Annotated in this window: 15 protein-coding genes and 1 pseudogene; 6 read left to right on the forward strand and 10 right to left on the reverse strand. The window is 67.5% G+C overall.

Going from position 1 to position 18,232, the window contains the following annotated elements:
- Window positions 1–81 precede the first annotated feature (81 nt).
- The 5 genes and pseudogenes from UB43_RS02860 to UB43_RS02880 all read left to right on the forward strand — a co-directional run bounded on the left by UB43_RS02860 (window position 82) and on the right by UB43_RS02880 (window position 7,559).
- Window positions 82–1,552, forward strand: a pseudogene (locus UB43_RS02860) (sigma-54 interaction domain-containing protein).
- A 262-nt stretch (window positions 1,553–1,814) separates the two neighbouring features.
- Window positions 1,815–3,065 carry an OprD family porin gene (locus tag UB43_RS02865; RefSeq protein ID WP_045208218.1) on the forward strand — a complete coding sequence of 417 codons (1,251 nt, stop codon included), beginning with the start codon at window positions 1,815–1,817 and terminating at the stop codon, window positions 3,063–3,065.
- A 78-nt stretch (window positions 3,066–3,143) separates the two neighbouring features.
- Entirely contained in the window at window positions 3,144–4,535 is a 1,392-nt protein-coding gene (locus UB43_RS02870) for a GntP family permease (protein ID WP_045208219.1), read from the forward strand.
- 202 nt (window positions 4,536–4,737) lie between these two features.
- The gene (locus UB43_RS02875) at window positions 4,738–5,508 is read left to right on the forward strand and encodes a 3-hydroxybutyrate dehydrogenase (RefSeq protein ID WP_045208220.1); all 771 of its coding nucleotides are present in this window, start codon (window positions 4,738–4,740) and stop codon (window positions 5,506–5,508) included.
- A gap of 95 nt (window positions 5,509–5,603) precedes the next feature.
- A complete protein-coding gene (locus UB43_RS02880; RefSeq protein ID WP_045208222.1) occupies window positions 5,604–7,559 on the forward strand; it encodes an acetoacetate--CoA ligase in 1,956 nt (651 codons plus the stop codon).
- Window positions 7,560–7,962: 403 nt separating this feature from the next.
- Here the strand turns inward: UB43_RS02880 and pcaC are convergent, their stop codons facing one another.
- From pcaC to UB43_RS02925, 9 genes are all read right to left on the reverse strand, one after another.
- Window positions 7,963–8,361, reverse strand: coding sequence for a 4-carboxymuconolactone decarboxylase (pcaC, locus tag UB43_RS02885; RefSeq protein WP_045208224.1), 399 nt, complete (start codon window positions 8,359–8,361; stop codon window positions 7,963–7,965).
- A gap of 80 nt (window positions 8,362–8,441) precedes the next feature.
- Window positions 8,442–9,230: a 3-oxoadipate enol-lactonase gene (gene pcaD / locus UB43_RS02890; RefSeq protein ID WP_045208226.1), complete on the reverse strand. Its 789-nt coding sequence runs from the start codon at window positions 9,228–9,230 to the stop codon at window positions 8,442–8,444.
- A gap of 9 nt (window positions 9,231–9,239) precedes the next feature.
- Window positions 9,240–10,610 (reverse strand): 3-carboxy-cis,cis-muconate cycloisomerase, encoded by a 1,371-nt coding sequence (locus UB43_RS02895; protein WP_082085753.1) that lies wholly within the window; start codon window positions 10,608–10,610, stop codon window positions 9,240–9,242.
- A 137-nt stretch (window positions 10,611–10,747) separates the two neighbouring features.
- On the reverse strand, window positions 10,748–11,953 hold the full coding sequence (gene pcaF / locus UB43_RS02900; RefSeq protein ID WP_045208228.1) for a 3-oxoadipyl-CoA thiolase: 1,206 nt from the start codon (window positions 11,951–11,953) through the stop codon (window positions 10,748–10,750).
- The gene (locus UB43_RS02905) at window positions 11,950–12,732 is read right to left on the reverse strand and encodes a CoA-transferase subunit beta (RefSeq protein WP_045208229.1); all 783 of its coding nucleotides are present in this window, start codon (window positions 12,730–12,732) and stop codon (window positions 11,950–11,952) included. The genes pcaF and UB43_RS02905 overlap by 4 nt, the downstream gene beginning before the upstream one ends.
- Complete coding sequence (locus tag UB43_RS02910) at window positions 12,732–13,580, reverse strand: CoA transferase subunit A (protein WP_045208230.1); 849 nt, start codon at window positions 13,578–13,580, stop codon at window positions 12,732–12,734. Before UB43_RS02910 ends, UB43_RS02905 begins: the two co-directional genes overlap by 1 nt.
- A 367-nt stretch (window positions 13,581–13,947) precedes the next feature.
- Window positions 13,948–14,880: a catechol 1,2-dioxygenase gene (gene catA / locus UB43_RS02915; RefSeq protein WP_045208232.1), complete on the reverse strand. Its 933-nt coding sequence runs from the start codon at window positions 14,878–14,880 to the stop codon at window positions 13,948–13,950.
- Between the two features lie 47 nt (window positions 14,881–14,927).
- The gene (gene catC, locus UB43_RS02920; RefSeq protein WP_017519458.1) at window positions 14,928–15,218 is read right to left on the reverse strand and encodes a muconolactone Delta-isomerase; all 291 of its coding nucleotides are present in this window, start codon (window positions 15,216–15,218) and stop codon (window positions 14,928–14,930) included.
- A gap of 41 nt (window positions 15,219–15,259) precedes the next feature.
- Window positions 15,260–16,381, reverse strand: a complete 1,122-nt coding sequence (locus tag UB43_RS02925; RefSeq protein ID WP_045208235.1) for a muconate cycloisomerase family protein — start codon at window positions 16,379–16,381, stop codon at window positions 15,260–15,262.
- Between the two features lie 148 nt (window positions 16,382–16,529).
- Here UB43_RS02925 and UB43_RS02930 point away from each other — a divergent pair, with 148 nt between their 5' ends.
- On the forward strand, window positions 16,530–17,402 hold the full coding sequence (locus UB43_RS02930; protein ID WP_045208237.1) for a LysR family transcriptional regulator: 873 nt from the start codon (window positions 16,530–16,532) through the stop codon (window positions 17,400–17,402).
- Between the two features lie 18 nt (window positions 17,403–17,420).
- Here the strand turns inward: UB43_RS02930 and UB43_RS02935 are convergent, their stop codons facing one another.
- Window positions 17,421–18,194, reverse strand: coding sequence for a 1,6-dihydroxycyclohexa-2,4-diene-1-carboxylate dehydrogenase (locus tag UB43_RS02935; RefSeq protein ID WP_045208898.1), 774 nt, complete (start codon window positions 18,192–18,194; stop codon window positions 17,421–17,423).
- Window positions 18,195–18,232 lie beyond the last annotated feature (38 nt).

The following is an 18,232-nucleotide window of genomic DNA, read 5'->3' on the forward strand; positions in this document are numbered from 1 at the left end:
CATGGCCCGCTCCTACAGGTACAACCTGCCTCCACATCCCGGTACAGTGCGCCCTCTGCCCTCCGCGCGCACGGCCCGCCCATGACCGACACCGACAGCCTCAAGGACTACCCCAGCGTCCGCCAACTGGCGATCCGCTCGCTGTTCGAGATCTTCGAGCAGTTCAGCGAAGGCACGGTGATAGTCGACCGCGAGGCGCGCATCGTCTGGATCAACCAGCGCTACGCCCAGCGCTTCGGCCTGGACAGCGCCGAGCAGGCCATTGGCCGCCCCGTCGAGCAGGTGATCCCCGGCAGCCTGATGCGCGAAGTGGTCAGCAGCGGCCGGCCGATGCTGCTGGACATCCTCGACATGGCCAAGGACCCGCTGGTGGTCATGCGCGTACCGATCCGCGACGACGCGGGCGAGGTCATCGGCGGCATCGGTTTCGCTCTGTTCGACGAACTGCGCACACTGTCGCCGTTGCTCACCCGCTACCAGCGCATGCAGGCCGAACTGGCTTCGACCCGTTCATTGCTGCAGGCGCGCCAGGCCAAGTACAGCTTCGGCCACTTCATCGGCACCAGCCCGGCCAGCCTGGAAGTGAAGCGCCGCGCCCGCCGTGGCGCCGCCAGCGAAGCGCCGATCCTGCTGCTGGGCGAGACCGGCACCGGCAAGGAGCTGCTGGCCCACGCCATCCACGCCTCCTCGCCGCGCGCGGACAAACCCTTCGTCAGCATCAACGCCGCCGCCATTCCCGAGACGCTGCTGGAGGCCGAGTTCTTCGGCACCGCGCCGGGCGCCTTCACCGGCGCCGACCGCAAGGGCCGCCCCGGCAAGCTGCAGATCGCCCAGGGCGGCACGCTGTTCCTCGACGAGATCGGCGACATGCCGCTGACCCTGCAGAGCAAGCTGCTGCGGGTGTTGCAGGAGAAGGAGTTCGAACCGGTGGGCTCCAACGAGGTGCTGCGCAGCGACGTACGCCTGATCGCCGCCACCTCCATCGACCTCGACGCCGCCGTGCGCGATGGCCGCTTCCGCGCCGACCTGTTCTACCGCATCAACGTCCTGCCCATCGACATTCCGCCGCTGCGCGAACGCCTGGAAGACCTGCCGGCGCTGTGCGAGGCGATCCTCGACGGCCTGCGCGACGACCGCCAGACGCTCTACGAACTGGACGCCGGCGGTCTCGCCCTGCTCGCCCGGCACGCCTGGCCGGGCAACGTGCGCGAGCTGCGCAACCTGCTGGAGCGCACCGTACTGCTGGGCGACCGCCCGCAGATCGATGCCGCCGCCCTGCGTTCGGCCCTGGGCGAGCTGCAACCCTTGCCGGCTGCCTCGGCTGCGCCAGCCGCCAAGCTGGCCGACGGGCAGGACTTCTACGCCGCACGCGACGCCTTCGAGCGCGAACTGATCGCCAACACCCTGGCCGAGCACGCCGGCAACGTCGATGCCGCCGCGCAACGCCTGGGGCTGGGGCGCTCGACGTTGTACAAGAAGATGGCGGCGCTGGGCCTGCAATCCTGAAAGAGAGACAAGTCTCAAAATAGAGACACACCCTCCTGCCTCTTGATCAACGGCCTCCTGGCGAATCAATCGTGCGCCTTGTCTCCAAGCAGAGACAAACAGGCTCTCCCCATTGGCGCCATTCTCAAAATAAGACTTAAAAATCAAATAGTTACAATCCTGGCACGGTCCTGGCTATGTCGCCTCTCGCGGCCTTCGTCCGCACAGCCGACATAACAACAATCAATGCTGCCCGAACGCGAACAGACCCCAGCGGACACCACGGCTAGTCCCGCTTCGCACACGGCGCCGCGCCAGGAGATCACCTGATGAGCCGTACCGCCGTCATCACCGCCCTCGGTTCCACCCTCGCCCTTTCGCCCCATGCCTTCGCCGAATTCCTTGCCGACAGCAAGGCCAGCGTCGAGCTGCGCAACTTCTACTTCAACCGCGACTTCCGCCAGGACAACGCCGCGCAGTCCAAGCAGGAAGAGTGGGCGCAGGGCTTCCTGCTGCGCTACGAATCCGGCTACACCGAAGGCACCATCGGCGTGGGTGTGGACGCTATCGGTCTACTCGGCGTGAAACTGGATTCCAGCCCTGACCGTGCCGGCTCCGGGCTGCTGCCGCGCGACAAGGACAAGGTCAACGGCGCGCCGGACGACTACAGCGAACTGGGCCTGACTGCCAAGCTGCGCGCCTCCAGGAGCACCCTGAAGATCGGCACCCTGCTGCCCAAGCTGCCCACCGTGCTGGCCAACGATTCGCGCCTGCTGCCGCAGACCTTCGAAGGCGCGCACCTGAACTCCGCCGAGTTCGCCGGCCTGACCTTCGACGGCGGTCGCCTGCGCCAGGTGAGCCAGCGCGATTCGTCCAACCGCGAGGACATGACCGTCACCAGCGGCAGCGCGCGCGGCATCGTCGCCACCGACAGCAGCGACCAGTTCGACTTCGCCGGCCTGAGCTACAAGTGGACGCCGCAGCTGACCACCGGCTACAGCTACGCCAAGCTCGACGGGCTCTACGACCAGCACATCGTCAACCTGGTGCACGTGCTGCCGATCGCCGCCGGCCAATCGCTGAAGACCGACCTGCGCTATGCGCGCTCCGACGACGACGGCCACAGCAACGTCGACAACCGCGCCTTCGGCGCCATGCTCAGCTACACCCTGGGCGGCCATGGCTTCGGCGCCGGCTACCAGAAGATGAGCGGCGACACCGGCTTCGCCTACATCGGCGGCACCGACGCCTTCCTGGTCAACTTCGTGCAGATCGGCGACTTCGCCAACCGCGACGAGAAGTCCTGGCAGGCGCGCTACGACTACGACTTCGCCGCCCTGGGCGTGCCCGGCCTGACCTTCATGACCCGCTACCTGTCCGGCGACAGCATCGAACTGGGCGCGGGCAAGCCCGAAGGCAAGGAATGGGAGCGCGACACCGACATCGGCTACGTGGTGCAGAGCGGCCCGCTGAAGAACGTCGGCGTGAAGTGGCGCAATGCGACGGTGCGCTCCAGCCACTTCGGCAACGACCTGGACGAGAACCGCCTGATCCTCAGCTACGTGCTGCCGCTCTGGTAATCGCCTGATCGTCACTCGCCCCCACTACAACAAGAACGACGCGCGGCTCCTGGCCGCGCGACAACTGGAGATACTTCGATGAGCGTGGTCATCGCCCTCGCGGCCCTCGCCCTGCTGATGCTCGCCGCCTACCGCGGCTACAGCGTGATCCTCTTCGCCCCCATCGCCGCGCTGCTGGCGGTGCTGCTGACCGACCCTTCCGCCGTCGCCCCGGCCTTCACCGGGGTGTTCATGGAGAAGATGGTCGGCTTCGTCAAACTCTACTTCCCGGTGTTCCTGCTCGGCGCCGTATTCGGCAAGCTGATCGAGCTGTCGGGCTTCTCGCGCTCCATCGTCGCCGCGGCCATCCGCCTGCTCGGCACGAGCCAGGCGATGCTGGTGATCGTGCTGGTCTGCGCCCTGCTCACCTACGGCGGCGTCTCGCTGTTCGTGGTGGTGTTCGCGGTCTATCCGTTCGCCGCCGAAATGTTCCGCCAGAGCAACATCCCCAAGCGGCTGATCCCGGCGACCATCGCCCTGGGCGCGTTCAGCTTCACCATGGACGCCCTCCCCGGCACCCCGCAGATCCAGAACATCATCCCCACCGCCTTCTTCAACACCACCGGCTGGGCGGCTCCCTGGCTGGGGCTGATCGGCAGCCTGTTCGTGTTCACGGTCGGCATGCTCTTCCTCCGCCGCCAGGCCGGCAAGGCGCGGGCCGCCGGTGAGGGCTACGGCACCGAACTGCGCAACGAGCCGGAAACCGCCGACGACATCCGGCTGCCCAACCCACTGCTGGCGCTCTCGCCGCTGGTGCTGGTGGGCGTCGCCAACCTGCTGTTCACCCACTGGATTCCCCAGGTCTACGGCAAGACCCACAGCCTGCAACTGGCCGGCATGGCCGCGCCGGTGGCCAGCGACGTGGCCAAGCTGACCGGCATCTGGGCGGTGCAGGCGGCGCTGCTGCTGGGCATCCTGCTGGTGCTGGTGACCAGCTTCGCGGTGATCCGCAGCAAGCTCGCCGAGGGCAGCAAGACTGCCGTGGGCGGCGCGCTGCTGGCGGCCATGAACACCGCTTCGGAATACGGCTTCGGCGCGGTGATCGCCTCCTTGCCGGGCTTCCTGGTGCTGGCCGATGCGCTGAAGAAGATTCCCGATCCGCTGGTCAACGAGGCCATCACCGTCACCACCCTGGCCGGCATCACCGGCTCGGCGTCCGGTGGCATGAGCATCGCCCTGGCGGCCATGTCCGAGCAGTTCATCGCTGCCGCCCACGCCGCCAACATCCCGCTGGAAGTGCTGCACCGGGTCGCCGCCATGGCCTCCGGCGGCATGGACACCCTGCCGCACAACGGCGCGGTGATCACCCTGCTCGCGGTCACCGGCCTGACCCACCGCGAAGCCTACAAGGACATCTTCGCCATCACCCTGATCAAGACCCTCGCGGTGTTCGTGGTGATAGGGACCTTCTACGCCACCGGCATCGTCTGAGAATCCGCTTGTGGCTAGCTGCGCGTCGGCATGACTGCGTCAAAAGCAGGCGATGACTGCTCATTGACTACACGTCAACTCCGCGTCCTCACCTGCTTCTTCCTTGTTCTGTTCCAGCTCGCAAGGCCACAAACGGATTCTGGGCAGTCCCTGTGTTTGATAGTCGCAGCAATGCGACCACCCTGCTTCAAAGGAGATTTGCATGACACTCAAGGGCAAGACCGCACTGGTCACCGGCTCCACCAGCGGCATCGGCCTGGGCATCGCTGCGCGCCTCGCGCAGGCGGGCGCCAACGTGGTGGTCAACGGCTTCGGCGACATCGACGCGGCCGTGCGCGAGCTGTCGGTGCACGGCACGCGCATCGGCCACCACGGTGCGGACATGGCGCAACCCGAGCAGATAGCCGAGATGATCGCCTACGTCGAGCGCGAGTTCGGCGGCCTCGACATCCTGGTCAACAACGCCGGCATCCAGCACGTCGCGGCGCTGGAGGATTTCCCCGTGGAGCGCTGGAACGCGATCATCGCCATCAACCTCTCCTCGGTGTTCCACACCACCCGGCTGGCGCTGCCGGGCATGCGCCAGCGCGGCTGGGGGCGCATCCTCAACATCGCCTCGACCCACGGCCTGGTCGCCTCCGCCGGCAAGAGCGCCTACGTGGCCGCCAAGCACGGCGTGATCGGCCTGACCAAGACCACCGCCCTGGAAACCGCCACCACGGCCATCACCTGCAACGCCATCTGCCCCGGCTGGGTGCTGACGCCACTGGTGCAGCAACAGATCGACGCACGCATCGCCGCCGGCGCCAGCCCCGAACAGGCGCGTCACGACCTGCTGGCGGAGAAGCAGCCGTCGCTGGACTTCGTCACCGCCGAACAGCTCGGCGAGCTGGCGCTATTCTTGTGTTCTGAAGCTGCCGCCCAGGTCCGCGGCGCCGCCTGGAACATGGATGGCGGCTGGGTCGCCCAGTGACCCGAGGGTTCCTGCGGCGCTTCGTGACATGATGCGCGGGCACCGTTCGTCGGCGGTGCCCTCCGCCCCACACGAATCAGCTGGAGTCGTAGTCGATGAACCAGGCGCTCTGGAGCCCCTCCCCCGAACGCATCGCCGCCACCCACATGGACGCCTTCCGCCGCAAGGTGGCTCAGCAGCACGGGCTCGACCTGCCCGACTATGCCGCCCTGCACGCCTGGAGCATCGCCGAGCGCGAGGCCTTCTGGCTGGCCATCGTCGACACCTTCGGCGTGCAGTTCCACGAGGCGCCCACGGCGGTCCTCGAGGAAGGCCCGGAAATGCCCGATGCGCGCTGGTTCCCCGGCGCCACCCTGAACTTCGCCGAGCACCTGCTGCGCCGCCGCGACCACAAGCCGGCGCTGATCGCGATCAGCGAGGACGAGCGCCGCGAGGTGATCAGCCACGCCGAACTGGCCGCCCAGGTCGCCGGCCTGCAGCGCGCCCTGCGTGAAGCGGGCGTGGGCGTCGGCGACCGCGTCGCGGCCTTCATGCCCAACACCTGGCAGACCGTGGTCGGCATGCTCGCCACCACCAGCCTCGGTGCCACCTGGTCGAGCTGCTCGCCGGACTTCGGCACCCACGGCGTGATCGACCGTTTCGGCCAGATCGAGCCCAAGGTGCTGATCGCCTGCGCCGGCTACCGCTACGCCGGCAAGACGCTGGACCTGACCGCCAAGCTCAACGAAATCCTCGCCCAGCTACCCACCCTGGAGCAGTTGCTGATCGTCCCCTACGCCAACGGCCATGCGCGCCGCAGCGACTTCCAGAGCCCGGCGCGGGTCAGCCTCTGGCAGGACTTTTTCCAAAGCGGCGGCGAGCCGGTATTCACCCCGGTACCCTTCGACCACCCGCTGTACATCCTCTACTCCTCCGGCACCACCGGCGTGCCCAAGTGCATCGTCCACGGCGCCGGCGGCGTACTGCTGCAGCACTTGAAGGAACACGGCCTGCACGTCGACCTGGGCCATGACGACACGCTGTTCTACTACACCACCTGCGGCTGGATGATGTGGAACTGGCTGGTTTCCGGGCTGGCCGTCGGCGCCACGCTGGTGCTCTACGACGGCTCGCCCTTCCACCCCGGCCCCGAGCGCCTGATGGACCTGATCGACGCCGAGCACATCAGCGTCTTCGGCACCAGCGCCAAGTACATCGCCGCGCTGGAAAAGGCCAACGTGCGCCCACGCCAGACCCACTCGCTGGAACGCCTGAAGACGCTCCTCTCCACCGGCTCGCCGCTGGCCCACGAGAGCTTCGACTACGTCTACCGCGACGTGAAACCGGACCTCTGCCTGTCGTCGATCTCCGGCGGCACCGATATCGTTTCCTGCTTCGCCATCGGCAATCCGACCTCCGCGGTTTGGCGTGGGGAAATCCAGTGCAAGGCACTGGGGATGGCGGTGGAAGTCTGGGACGAGGCCGGCGAACCGGTGCGCGGCGAGAAAGGCGAGCTGGTCTGCGTGCGGCACTTCCCGTCGATCCCGGTGGGCTTCTGGAATGACGAGAACAACGAGAAGTTCCTCGACGCCTACTTCGCCACCTTCCCCGGCGTCTGGGCCCACGGCGACTACGCCGAGGAAACCGAACACGGCGGCCTGGTGATCCACGGCCGTTCCGATGCCGTGCTCAACCCCGGCGGCGTGCGCATCGGCACCGCGGAAATCTACCGCCAGGTAGAGAAGATCGAGCAGGTGCTGGAGTCCATCGCCATCGGCCAGGACTGGCAGGGCGACGTGCGCGTGGTGCTGTTCGTGCGCCTGCGTGAAGGCGTGGAGCTGGACGACACACTGCAGGAACGCATCCGCCAGACCATCCGCAGCAACACCACCCCGCGCCATGTGCCGGCGAAGATCCTCGCGGTGACCGATATTCCCCGCACCATCAGCGGCAAGATCGTCGAACTGGCGGTGCGCAACGTGGTGCATGGGCAGCCGGTGAAGAACACCGACGCGCTGGCCAATCCGCAGGCGCTGGAGTTGTTCAGGGATCGGAAGGAGCTGGAGAGCTGAGGTTCTTCGGCAACGCCGTGCCGATACATTCCCCTCACCCCAGCCCTGGCTGCGCGCCCCGCTCAAAGGGAAAGGGAGCCAAACGTGCCGGCCGAGGTTTGGGTTTCATCCTGCCCGGGCGGCCCCCTCTCGCGCTTGCGGGAGAGGGTCAGGGGCTATTGCTCGCGTAGGAGCGGACTCTGTCCGCGAGGGATTCCGGCGCCATGCAGACCTATCGCGGACGGAGTCCGCTCCTACAAGAGCCCAATGCTGGTCATAAGCAATGCCCGGGCAGGTTCGCGAGCAAGCTCGCTCCTACAAAAAACATGTCGGCGCAGACCTTTTGGAGCGAGCTTGCTCGCGAACCCTATCCGAAAAATCAGGCACCCCCGGATGCGTGGTCCAGGGGCGCCTGCGCGGACGCTCAGGCGTCGCCCAGCGACTCGGTGCCCAGCTCGTCCCACACCGCCTCGGCAAGGTGGAAGGTGGCATTGGCGGCGGGGATGCCGCAGTAGATCGCGCTCTGCAGCAGCACTTCCTTGATCTCTTCGCGGGTCACGCCGTTGTTGCGCGCGGCGCGCAGGTGCAGCGTGAGTTCGCCCTCGCGGTTCATGCCGATCAGCATGGCGATGGTGATCAGGCTGCGCGTATGACGCGGCAGGCCGGGGCGTGTCCAGATGTCGCCCCAGGCATGGCGGGTGATCATTTCCTGGAACTCTTCGTTGAAGGCGTTGCGCTTCTGCAGGCTGCGGTCGACGTGGGCATCGCCCAGCACCGCGCGGCGCACCTGCATGCCGGCTTCGTAGCGTTCTTTTTCGTCCATCTCAAACTCCGGTGTTTAACCTGTAGGAGCGGGCCATGCCCGCGATCGCGCCCAAGGGGCGCTCCTACAAGGGAAAGCGGTCAGGCGCGCAGGAAGGCCAGCACGCGCTGGCTGAAGGCATCGCCGGCCTGCACGTTGGACAGGTGCGCAGCACGGAACTCCACCAGCTCGGCGCCGGGGATGCGTGCCTGCAGGAAGCGACCGTCCTCGGTGGTGGTCACCGGGTCGGCGGCGCCACAGACCACCAGGGTGGGCGCGCTGATCGCGCCGATCTCGCCACGGAAATCGGCGTCGCGCACGGCGGCGCAGTTGGCTGCGTACCCTTCCGGCGAGGTCTGCGCCAGCATGCCGACAATGGGCTCGACCCTGCCCGGCTCAGCTTCGGCGAAGTCAGCGGTGAACCAGCGCGAGATCGACGCGTCACGCAGGTTGCGCATGGCCTCGGCGCCGCCGCTGAGCACGGTGTCGATGCGTGGATTCCAGATTTCCGGGGTGCCGATCTTGGCGGCGGTGTTGCACAGCACCAGGCGCTCGATGCGTTCCGGCGCATGGATGCCCAGCCACTGGCCGATCAGGCCGCCCATGGACAGGCCGCAGAAGTGCGCGCGCGGGATGTCCAGCGCATCCAGCAGCGCCAGCACGTCGCGGCCGTTCTGCTCGATGCTGTAGGGGCCGGACGTGACCAGCGAGGCGCCGTGGCCACGGGTGTCATAGCGCAGCACACGGAAGTGTTCGGCGAAGGCCGGAACCTGCGCGTCCCACATGTGCAGGTCGGTGCCCAGGGAGTTGGACAGCACCAGCACCGGCGCGCCAGCCGGGCCTTCCAGTTGATAGTTGAGGTCGCCATCGGCGAGACGTACGGCAGGCATGCAAGGCTCCTATCGGGATTCTTTGCGCAAGGAAAGTGCTTGGTGTTCGGCCAGCGCGCGTTCGACCCAGCGGCGCGCCTGGCCCAGGTAATGGGCCGGATCGAGCAGGCGATCCAGTTCATCGGCGTTCATTTGCGCGGCAACCTCGGCATTGCCGCCAAGCACGGTGCGCAGGTGCGCGCCCTCCTTCACCGCCTGCTTGCAGCATTGCTCCACCAGGTGGTGGGCGGCATCGCGGCCGATGCGCTGGGCCAGGGCGATGCTCACGGCTTCGGCGAGCACCAGGCCGCGGGTCAGGTCGAGATTCGCCAGCATCCGTTCCGCATCCACCTCCAGCCCCGGTACCAGGCTCAGCGCCTGTTGCAACGAGCCTGAAACCAGGCAGCACAGCTCCGGCAGGCTTTCCCATTCGGCGTGCCACAGGCCGAGGCTGCGCTCGTGCTCCTGGGGCATGGCGGAGAACAGCGTCGAGACCAGGCCCGGCGCGCGGGTGGCCGCGCCGATCAGCACGGCGGCGCCCACCGGGTTGCGCTTGTGCGGCATGGTGGAGGAACCACCCTTGCCCGGCGCGGAAGGCTCGAAGACTTCACCGGCTTCGGTCTGCATCAGCAGGCTGAGATCGCGGCCGAGCTTGCCGAGGCTGCCGGCGACCAGGCCGAGCAGGCTGGCGAACTCCACCAGGCGATCGCGCTGGGTGTGCCAGGGTTGTTCGGGGAGTTGCAGGTCCAGCTCTTCCGCCAGCGCTTCGGCCACGGCAAAGCCTTGTTCGCCAAGGGCGGCGAGGCTGCCGGAGGCGCCGCCGAACTGCAGACACAGCAGGCGCGGCTTGAGTTCGTTCAGGCGCTGGCGATGACGGGTGATCGCGCCCAGCCAGCCGGCGATCTTCATGCCCAGGGTGACCGGCGTGGCGTGCTGCAGCCAGGTGCGGCCGACCATGGGCGTGCCGGCGTGGGCTTGTGCTTGAACGGCGAGTGCATCGGCCAACTGGGCCAGGTCGCTGTCCAGCAGTTCGATGGCGGCACGCAGTTGCAGGACCAGCCCGGAATCCATGGCGTCCTGGCTGGTGGCGCCAAGGTGCACGTAGCGCTCGGCTTCGGCGTCCTCGGCGGCGATGCGCTTGCCCAGCGCCTTCACCAGCGGGATCGCGGAATTGCCGGCGCTGCAGATGGCCTGGGCCAGTGCAGCGAAATCGTAGAGTTCGGCGCGGCAGGCGGCGGCGATGGGCTCCACCGCGCGCGCCGGGATCACGCCCACGCGGGCCTCGGCACGGGCCAGTGCGGCCTCGAAGTCGAGCATGCCCTGCACCCGCCCCTGGTCACTGAAGATCGCGCGCATGGCCGGCTGGGTGAAGTAGGCGTCGAACAGAAGATTGGTGCTCACGAGGTGGCTCCGGAGATCGGCGGACGTGGTCGGGACAGTATGACCGGAGAGTTGCTAGTTGTAGGAGCGAGCTTGCTCGCGAACAAACCTCGCTGCGGGGCTGGGTTCGCGAGCAAGCTCGCTCCTACAAGGGGGCGTCACACGCGCTCGACGACCAGCGCCACGCCCTGCCCTACGCCCACGCACATGGTGCACAGGCCGAGCTTGCCGCCGGACTTCTGCAGCTGGTGCACCGCCGTCAGCACCAGACGCGCACCGCTGGCACCCAGCGGATGGCCGAGGGCGATGGCGCCGCCGTTGGGGTTCACCCGCGCGTCGTCATCGGCGACGCCGAGATCACGGGTCACCGCCAGGCCCTGCGCGGCGAAGGCTTCATTCAGCTCGATGACATCGAACTGATCCATCGACAGGTTCAGGCGCTCCAGCAGCTTGCGCACCGCCGGCACCGGGCCGATGCCCATGACGCGCGGGGCGACGCCGGCGCTGGCCATGCCGAGCACTTTCGCACGCGGGGTGAGGCCATGTTTCTTCACCGCTTCGGCACTGGCAAGGATCAGCGCCACGGCGCCGTCGTTGACGCCCGAGGCGTTGCCGGCGGTGACGGTCTTGCCTTCGCCGTTGACCGGCTTGAGCTTGGCCAGTGCTTCCAGGGTAGTGTCCGGGCGCGGGTGTTCGTCGGTGTCGACGACGGTCTCGCCCTTGCGGCCCTTGATCACCACCGGGACGATTTCCTCGGCGAAGTAGCCGTTGGCCTGGGCGATGCCGGCACGCTGCTGGCTGCGCAGGGAGAAGGCGTCCTGGTCGGCGCGGTTGACGTTGTAATCGTCGGCCACGTTGTCGGCAGTCTGCGGCATGGCGTCCACGCCGTACTGTGCCTTCATCAGCGGGTTGATGAAGCGCCAGCCGATGGTGGTGTCTTCGATCTTCTGGCCGCGACCAAACGCGCTGTCAGCCTTGCCCATCACATAGGGTGCGCGGGACATGGACTCGACGCCGCCGGCGATGACCAGCTCGGCCTCGCCGCTGGCGATGGCGCGGAAGGCAGTGCCTACCGCGTCCAGGCCCGAGGCGCAGAGACGGTTGAGGGTCACGCCCGGCACACTTTCCGGCAAGCCGGCCAGCAGCAGCGCCATGCGCGCCACGTTGCGGTTGTCCTCACCGGCCTGGTTGGCGCAACCGAGGTAGACCTCGTCCAGCGCGGCCCAGTCGACCTGCGGGTTGCGCTCCACCAGCGCCTTCACCGGCACGGCGGCAAGGTCGTCGGCGCGCACGCCGGAGAGCGAGCCGCCGAAGCGGCCGATGGGCGTGCGCACGGCGTCGCAGATGAACACCTCGCGGCTCATTCCTCACCTCCCAGCTGACCGTGGGCGGCGGCAGTGCGAGCTTCCAGGGCACGCAGGGCGGTCAGTTCGATCTCGTTCGGGGCAACGGTTTCGCTCACCTGCTCGGCGAAGCGGATCGCCCAGCCGGTGTTCTCGATCACCTGCTCGCGGGTCACGCCCGGGTGCAGCGAGGTGACGATGAATTCGTTGCTGCCGGCTTCCGGTTCCATGATGCACAGGTCGGTGATGATCGCCACCGGGCCCTTTCCGGGAAGGCCCAATTGCTGGCGGTGGTCGCCGCCCTCGCCGAAGCCGACCGAGGTGACGAAGGCCAGCTTGTCGACGAAGGTGCGGTGCGACTGCTTGAGGATGATCAGCACTTCCTTGGCCGAACCGGCGATCTCCGGCGCGCCGCCGGCGCCGGGCAGGCGCACCTTCGGCTTGTTGTAGTCGCCGATGACGGTGGTGTTGATGTTGCCGAAGCGGTCGACCTGGGCCGCGCCGAGGAAACCGACGTCGATGCGCCCGCCCTGCAGCCAGTAGCGGAAGATTTCGCCGGTGGGCACCACGGTGTCGGCGGTTTCGGCCAGCTCGCCGTCACCGATGGACAACGGCAGCACGCTGGGCTTGGCGCCGATGGGGCCGGATTCGTAGATCAGGACCACGTCCGGCGAGGCGGTCAGGCGCGCCAGGTTGGCGGCCTTGGACGGCAGGCCGATGCCGACGAAGCAGACGGCGCCGTTCTTCAGGCGGCGGGCGGCGGCCACGGTCATCATTTCATTGGTGCTGTAGGCGCTCATTACTTGGCCTCCGCGAGCTTGGCTTGGAACTCAGAGAAATCCTGGGTGCCGCGGATGTAGGTATCGATCCAGGCGTTGAAGGTGTCGCGGTCGCGGGCGATCGGGTCCCAGGCCTGGTAGAAGCGGTTGTCGCGCTCGGAGTAGCCGTGGGCGTAGGACGGGTGCGAGCCGCCGGGCACCAGGCAGACGGCGGACAGCGCCCAGGTCGGCAGCACGCAGGAGTTCATCGGCGCGTTCAGGTCGTCGACGATTTCCTCGACGGTGACGATGCAGCGCTTGGCGGCCAGGGCGGCTTCCTTCTGCACGCCGAGGATGCCCCACAGCAGCACGTTGCCCTTGCGGTCGGCCTTCTGCGCGTGGATCACGGTGACGTCCGGGCGTACCGACGGTACGGCGGCCAGTTGTTCGCCGGTGAACGGGCAATTGATGAACTTGATGTTCGGGTTGACCTTCGGCAGGTCGGAACCGGCGTAGGCGCGCAGCACGGCGAACGGCAGGCCCGAGGCGCCGGCGACGTAGGAGTTGGCGAGGTCGGCGTGGCTGTGCTCGTCGATCTCCAGCTCGCGCGGCCAGCCCTTCTCCACCGCGTCACGCAGGCGATGCAGCGAACCGACGCCAGGGTTGCCGCCCCAGGAGAAGGTCAGCTTGCGCACACAGCCGGCGCCGATCAGCAGGTCGTAGACCAGGTCGGGCGTCATGCGCACCAGGTGCAGGTCTTTCTTGCCCTGGCGGATCAGCTCGTGGGAGGCAGCGGTCGGGATCAGGTGGGTGAAGCCTTCGAGCGCGACGGTGTCGCCGTCGTTGACGAAGCGCTCGACCGCTTCGCGGAGAGTCAGGAGTTCAGCCATGGTCGGTCTCGTTGTAGGCGTGGTGCAGGTGGGAAAAAGGTACCGCCGGGGGGATGGGCGAACAATGCGATAATCGACTATTGGTGCGAATATCGAACACTTCTCTTAGGGGGCTAACGGCTGGTTCTTGCGGCGTGGTAGGTCGTTCGGGCGGGCGCGGACCTTGTCCGCGATCGCGAGCATGGCTCGCTCCTACAGGAGCTGGCGTGCAGGAGCGGGCCATGCTCGCGACAGCCCGGCGCCGGAGCGTCGCGGATGCAGTCGGTTGCAGGCTTTTCGTGGGAGCGAGCTTGCTCGCGAACCGCGTCTCCCGGCCGCTCCGGCGCAGGGAGGGTTCGCGAGCAAGCTCGCTCCTACAGGTCCAGCGTCAGGCTTGCTGCAAGGCGCGAGGGCGATTGCTGCGGTCTTCGGCGCCGGCACTGACGGCCTGCTGCAGCTGGAAGTCGAACTCGATCTCGGCGAAGCGCCCTTCCACACCGCGCGCCTTGGCGGCCGCTGCGTCCTCGACGAAACGCACCTCGCCGATCAGCCCGTCGCGGGTGGCGTAGGCGAAGTCGTCCCACAGGTACTGGTCGCCGGCCAGGTTGATCTGCGTGGTCAGGTGGCGATGGCCCGGCGCGGAGATGAAGAAGTGGATGTGCGCCGGGCGCTGGCCGTGGCGGCCGAGCTGGTTGAGCAGCTCCTGGGTCGGGCCGTCCGGCGGGCAGCCGTAGCCGCTGGGCACGATGCTGCGGGCCTGGTAGCGCCCCTCGGCGTCGGTGACGATGCGCCGGCGCAGGTTGAATTCGGACTGGCTGCTGTCGAAATACGAGTAGGTGCCCTTGGTGTTGGCGTGCCAGAGATCGACCACGGCGCCAGCCAGGGGCTTGCCGTCGAGGTCGAACACGCGGCCGGAGAGGAACATCACGGTGCCGGCGTCTTTTCCATCATCCATGCGCGCCTCGCCTTCGGACAGGGGCGCGCCGGCCACGTACAGCGGGCCTTCGATGGTGCGCGGGGTGCCGCCTTCAATGCCCACCGCCGCGTCCTGGGCGTCCAGCAGCAGGTCGAGGTAGTGCTCGATGCCCAGGCCGGCCACGACCAGCCCGGCTTCCTGGCGCGCGCCGAGGCGGTTGAGGTAGTCCACCGCCTTCCAGAACTCGTCGGGGGTGACGTTCATGTCTTCGATGAGCTTCGCGGTGTCCTGCAGGATGCGCAGGACGAGGTTCTTCACGCGCGGGTTGCCCTGGTCGTTCAAGGCGCCGCTGGCTTCTTCGAAGAACTTCTGGATGTCGGCAGTCTGGGAAATCTTCACGGTCATGGTGCGATCCTCAAGTCTTGTTCTTGTCGAGTCGTGCAGAACGAAAATCAGCGGTCGTCGGAATGGATCGAAGACGGATGGCGGCAGAGCCCGTCGACCTCGATGTCCATGTACGGGAACAGCGGCAGCTGCATCAGGGTGTCGTGCAGCTCCTCGACGCTGGCGAGGTCGAACACGCTGTAGTTGGCGTAATGCCCGGCGATGCGCCACAGGTGGCGCCACTTGCCCTCGCGCTGCAGGCGCTGGGCCAGTTCCTTCTCGTCGGCCTTGAGCTGGGCGGCTTTCGCCGGGTCCATGTCGACGGGCAATTTCACGGTCATCTTCACGTGGAACAGCATCGGGTTTTCTCCTCTATCGGGCAGTCGGGAAAGGTTGCGGGTCAGGTGCGGCGGAAGCGCGCCAGGCGCTCTTCATCGAGCGTCAGGCCCAGGCCGGGTGTGCGTGGCACGTGCAGCTGGAAGTCGCGGTACACCGGCGCCTCGGTGACGATCTCCTCGGTCAGCAGCAGTGGGCCGAACAGCTCGGTGGCCCAGGTCAGCTTCTCCAGGGTGATGAAGGCGTGGGCCGAGGCGAGAGTGCCGACGGCACCTTCGAGCATGGTCCCGCCATACAGCGCGATGCCGGCGGCTTCGGCGATCTGCGCAGTGCGCAGCACGGCGCGCGGGCCGCCGTTCTTGGCGATTTTCAGGGCGAAGATGCTGGCGGCGCCGTCGGCGGCAAGGCTGAAGGCGTCGGCCACGCTCTCGATGGATTCGTCGGCCATGATCGGCGCCGGGCTGCGCTGGTTCAGGCGCACCTGACCGCTGCGGTTGATGCGCGAGATGGGCTGCTCGATCAGGTCGATGCCGTTCTCGCCGAGCACCTGGCAGCCGCGGATGGCCTGGGATTCGTCCCAGCCCTGGTTGACGTCGACGCGCACGCTGGCGCGCTCGCCCAGGGCCTTCTTGATCGCCACCACGTGCTTGAGGTCCTGCTCCAGCGGGTTGGCGCCGATCTTCAGCTTGAAGATGCGGTGGCGGCGAATGTCCAGCATCTGCTCGGCTTCGGCGATGTCGCGGGCGGTGTCGCCGGAAGCCAGGGTCCAGGCCACCTCGAGACTGTCGCGCACGCGGCCGCCGAGCAGTTCGCTGACCGGCAGGCCGAGGCGCTTGCCCTGGGCGTCGAGCAGCGCGCTCTCGATGCCGGAACGGGCGAAGGTGTTGCCCTTGATCGACTTGTCCAGGCGCTGCATGCAGGCATTGATGTTGCTGGCGTCCTGGCCCTGGAGCAGCGGAGCGAAGTGCGCGTCGATGTTGGCCTTGATGCTTTCCGGGCTTTCGTTGCCGTAGGCCAGGCCGCCGATGGTGGTGGCTTCGCCGATGCCCTCGACGCCGTCGGAGCAGCGCAGGCGGATGATCACCAGCGTCTGCCGCTGCATGGTGTGCATGGCCAGCTTGTGCGGGCGGATGGTCGGCAGGTCGACGATGATCGACTCGATGCGTTCGATGACGGGGCTACTCATGGACGGCATTCCGTTCTGGGGCTTCTGGATGGGCCGGGCAGTCTTTTGGCGATACCCGGAAGGTCTTTTCACGATTAACGAAGGATTGCGCCGCGCCCTGCGGGCAGTCCAATATCGTTGCCATCTTGTTGCATACCCTGGAGGTATCATGGAGCTGCGACACCTGCGCTACTTCCGCGAAGTCGCCGGCACCCTCAACTTCACCCGTGCCGCCGAGCGCCTGCACATCGCCCAGCCGCCGCTGAGCCGGCAGATCCAGCAGCTCGAGGAGCTGCTCGGCGTGCCGCTGCTGGAGCGCGGCAGGCCGCTGCGCCTGACCGACGCCGGGCGGTATTTCCACGAGCAGACCGGCACCTTGCTGGCGCAGCTGGAAAGCATCTGCGAGAGCACCCGGCGCATCGGCCGTGGCGAGCGCCAGTGGTTCGGCATCGGCTTCGCGCCGTCGACCCTGTACGACGGTTTGCCCGAGTTGATCCGCGAGCTGCGTGGCGATGCCGGGCTCGAGCTGGGTTTGCAGGAAATGACCACGGTGCAGCAGGTCGAGGCGCTGAAAAGCGGGCGCATCGACATCGGCTTCGGACGCATCCGCATCGACGACCCGGCGATTACCCAGCAGGTATTGCGCGAGGAACCGATGGTCGCCGTGTTGCCGGCCGGGCATCGCCTGCTCGGTGCGCCGCTGAGCCTTGCGCAACTGGCCGGCGAGGACTTCGTGCTCTACCCCGCCAACCCGCGCCCCAGCTATGCCGACCATGTGCTGGCGCTGTTCGCCAACCACGGTTTGAGTGTGCGCGTGACGCAGTGGACCAACGAGCTGCAGACCGCCATCGGCCTGGTCGCCGCCGGCCTGGGCGTGGCGCTGGTGCCGGCGTCGGTGCAACAGCAGCACCGCGCCGACATCGGCTACGCCACGCTGACCGACGCCGAAGCGGTCTCGCCGATCATCCTCAGCCAGCGCCGCGGCGACGTCAGCGCACCGCTGCAACGCTGCCTGCAACTGATCGGCGCGAGCCTGCCGTAAGCGCATCATCGCGGCGCCTCAGCCCAGGTCGCCGCCACCCACCGGCAGGGTCACGCCGGTGATGTAGCTGGCTTCGTCGGAGGCGAGAAAGAGGATCGCGCCGACCTGCTCGTCGATGCTGCCGTAGCGCTTCATCAGGCTGCTTTCGCGGGTCTGGTCGACGATCTGCTGATACCAGGCCTTCTCCTCGTCGCTTTGCTGCGCCGCGTTGCGCGGGATACGCCGGGGCGGTGCCTCGGTGCCGCCGGGTGCGGTGGCATTCACCCGTACGCCACGCTCGGCAGTCTCGAACGCCAGGCACGCGGTCAGCGCGTTGACCCCGCCCTTCGCCGCACCGTAGGGCACACGGTTCACCCCACGGGTGGCGATGGACGAGACGTTGACGATGGCGCCCGCGCCCTGCTCCAGCATCGGCACCAGCGCCGCGCGGCAGCACCACAGGGTGGGGAACAGCGAGCGGCGCACCTCGGCTTCGATCTCGTCTTCGGCGTAATGCTCGAAGGGCTTCGCCCAGATGGTGCCGCCAACGTTGTTGACCAGGATGTCGAGGCGACCGAAGCGCGCGAGCGCCTGATCGACCACACCCTGGCAGTCGGCAAAGCGCTCCAGGTCCGCGGTCAGGGTGAGGATTTCTCCGTGCTGGCCGAGGGCGTCCTGCAGTTCGTGGACGATCTCGGAGCGGTCCACGGCGATGACCTTCGCGCCCTCTTCCAGCAGCCGTTCGGCGACGCGCCGGCCGATGCCCTGGGCGGCGCCGGTGACGAGGGCGGTCTTGTCGTTGAATCTTTTCATGCTGACCTCATGGCCTTCCTTGTAGGAGCGCGCCATGC

The organism is Pseudomonas sp. 21 (assembly GCF_000955805.1).
Classification (GTDB): Bacteria; Pseudomonadota; Gammaproteobacteria; order Pseudomonadales; family Pseudomonadaceae; genus Pseudomonas.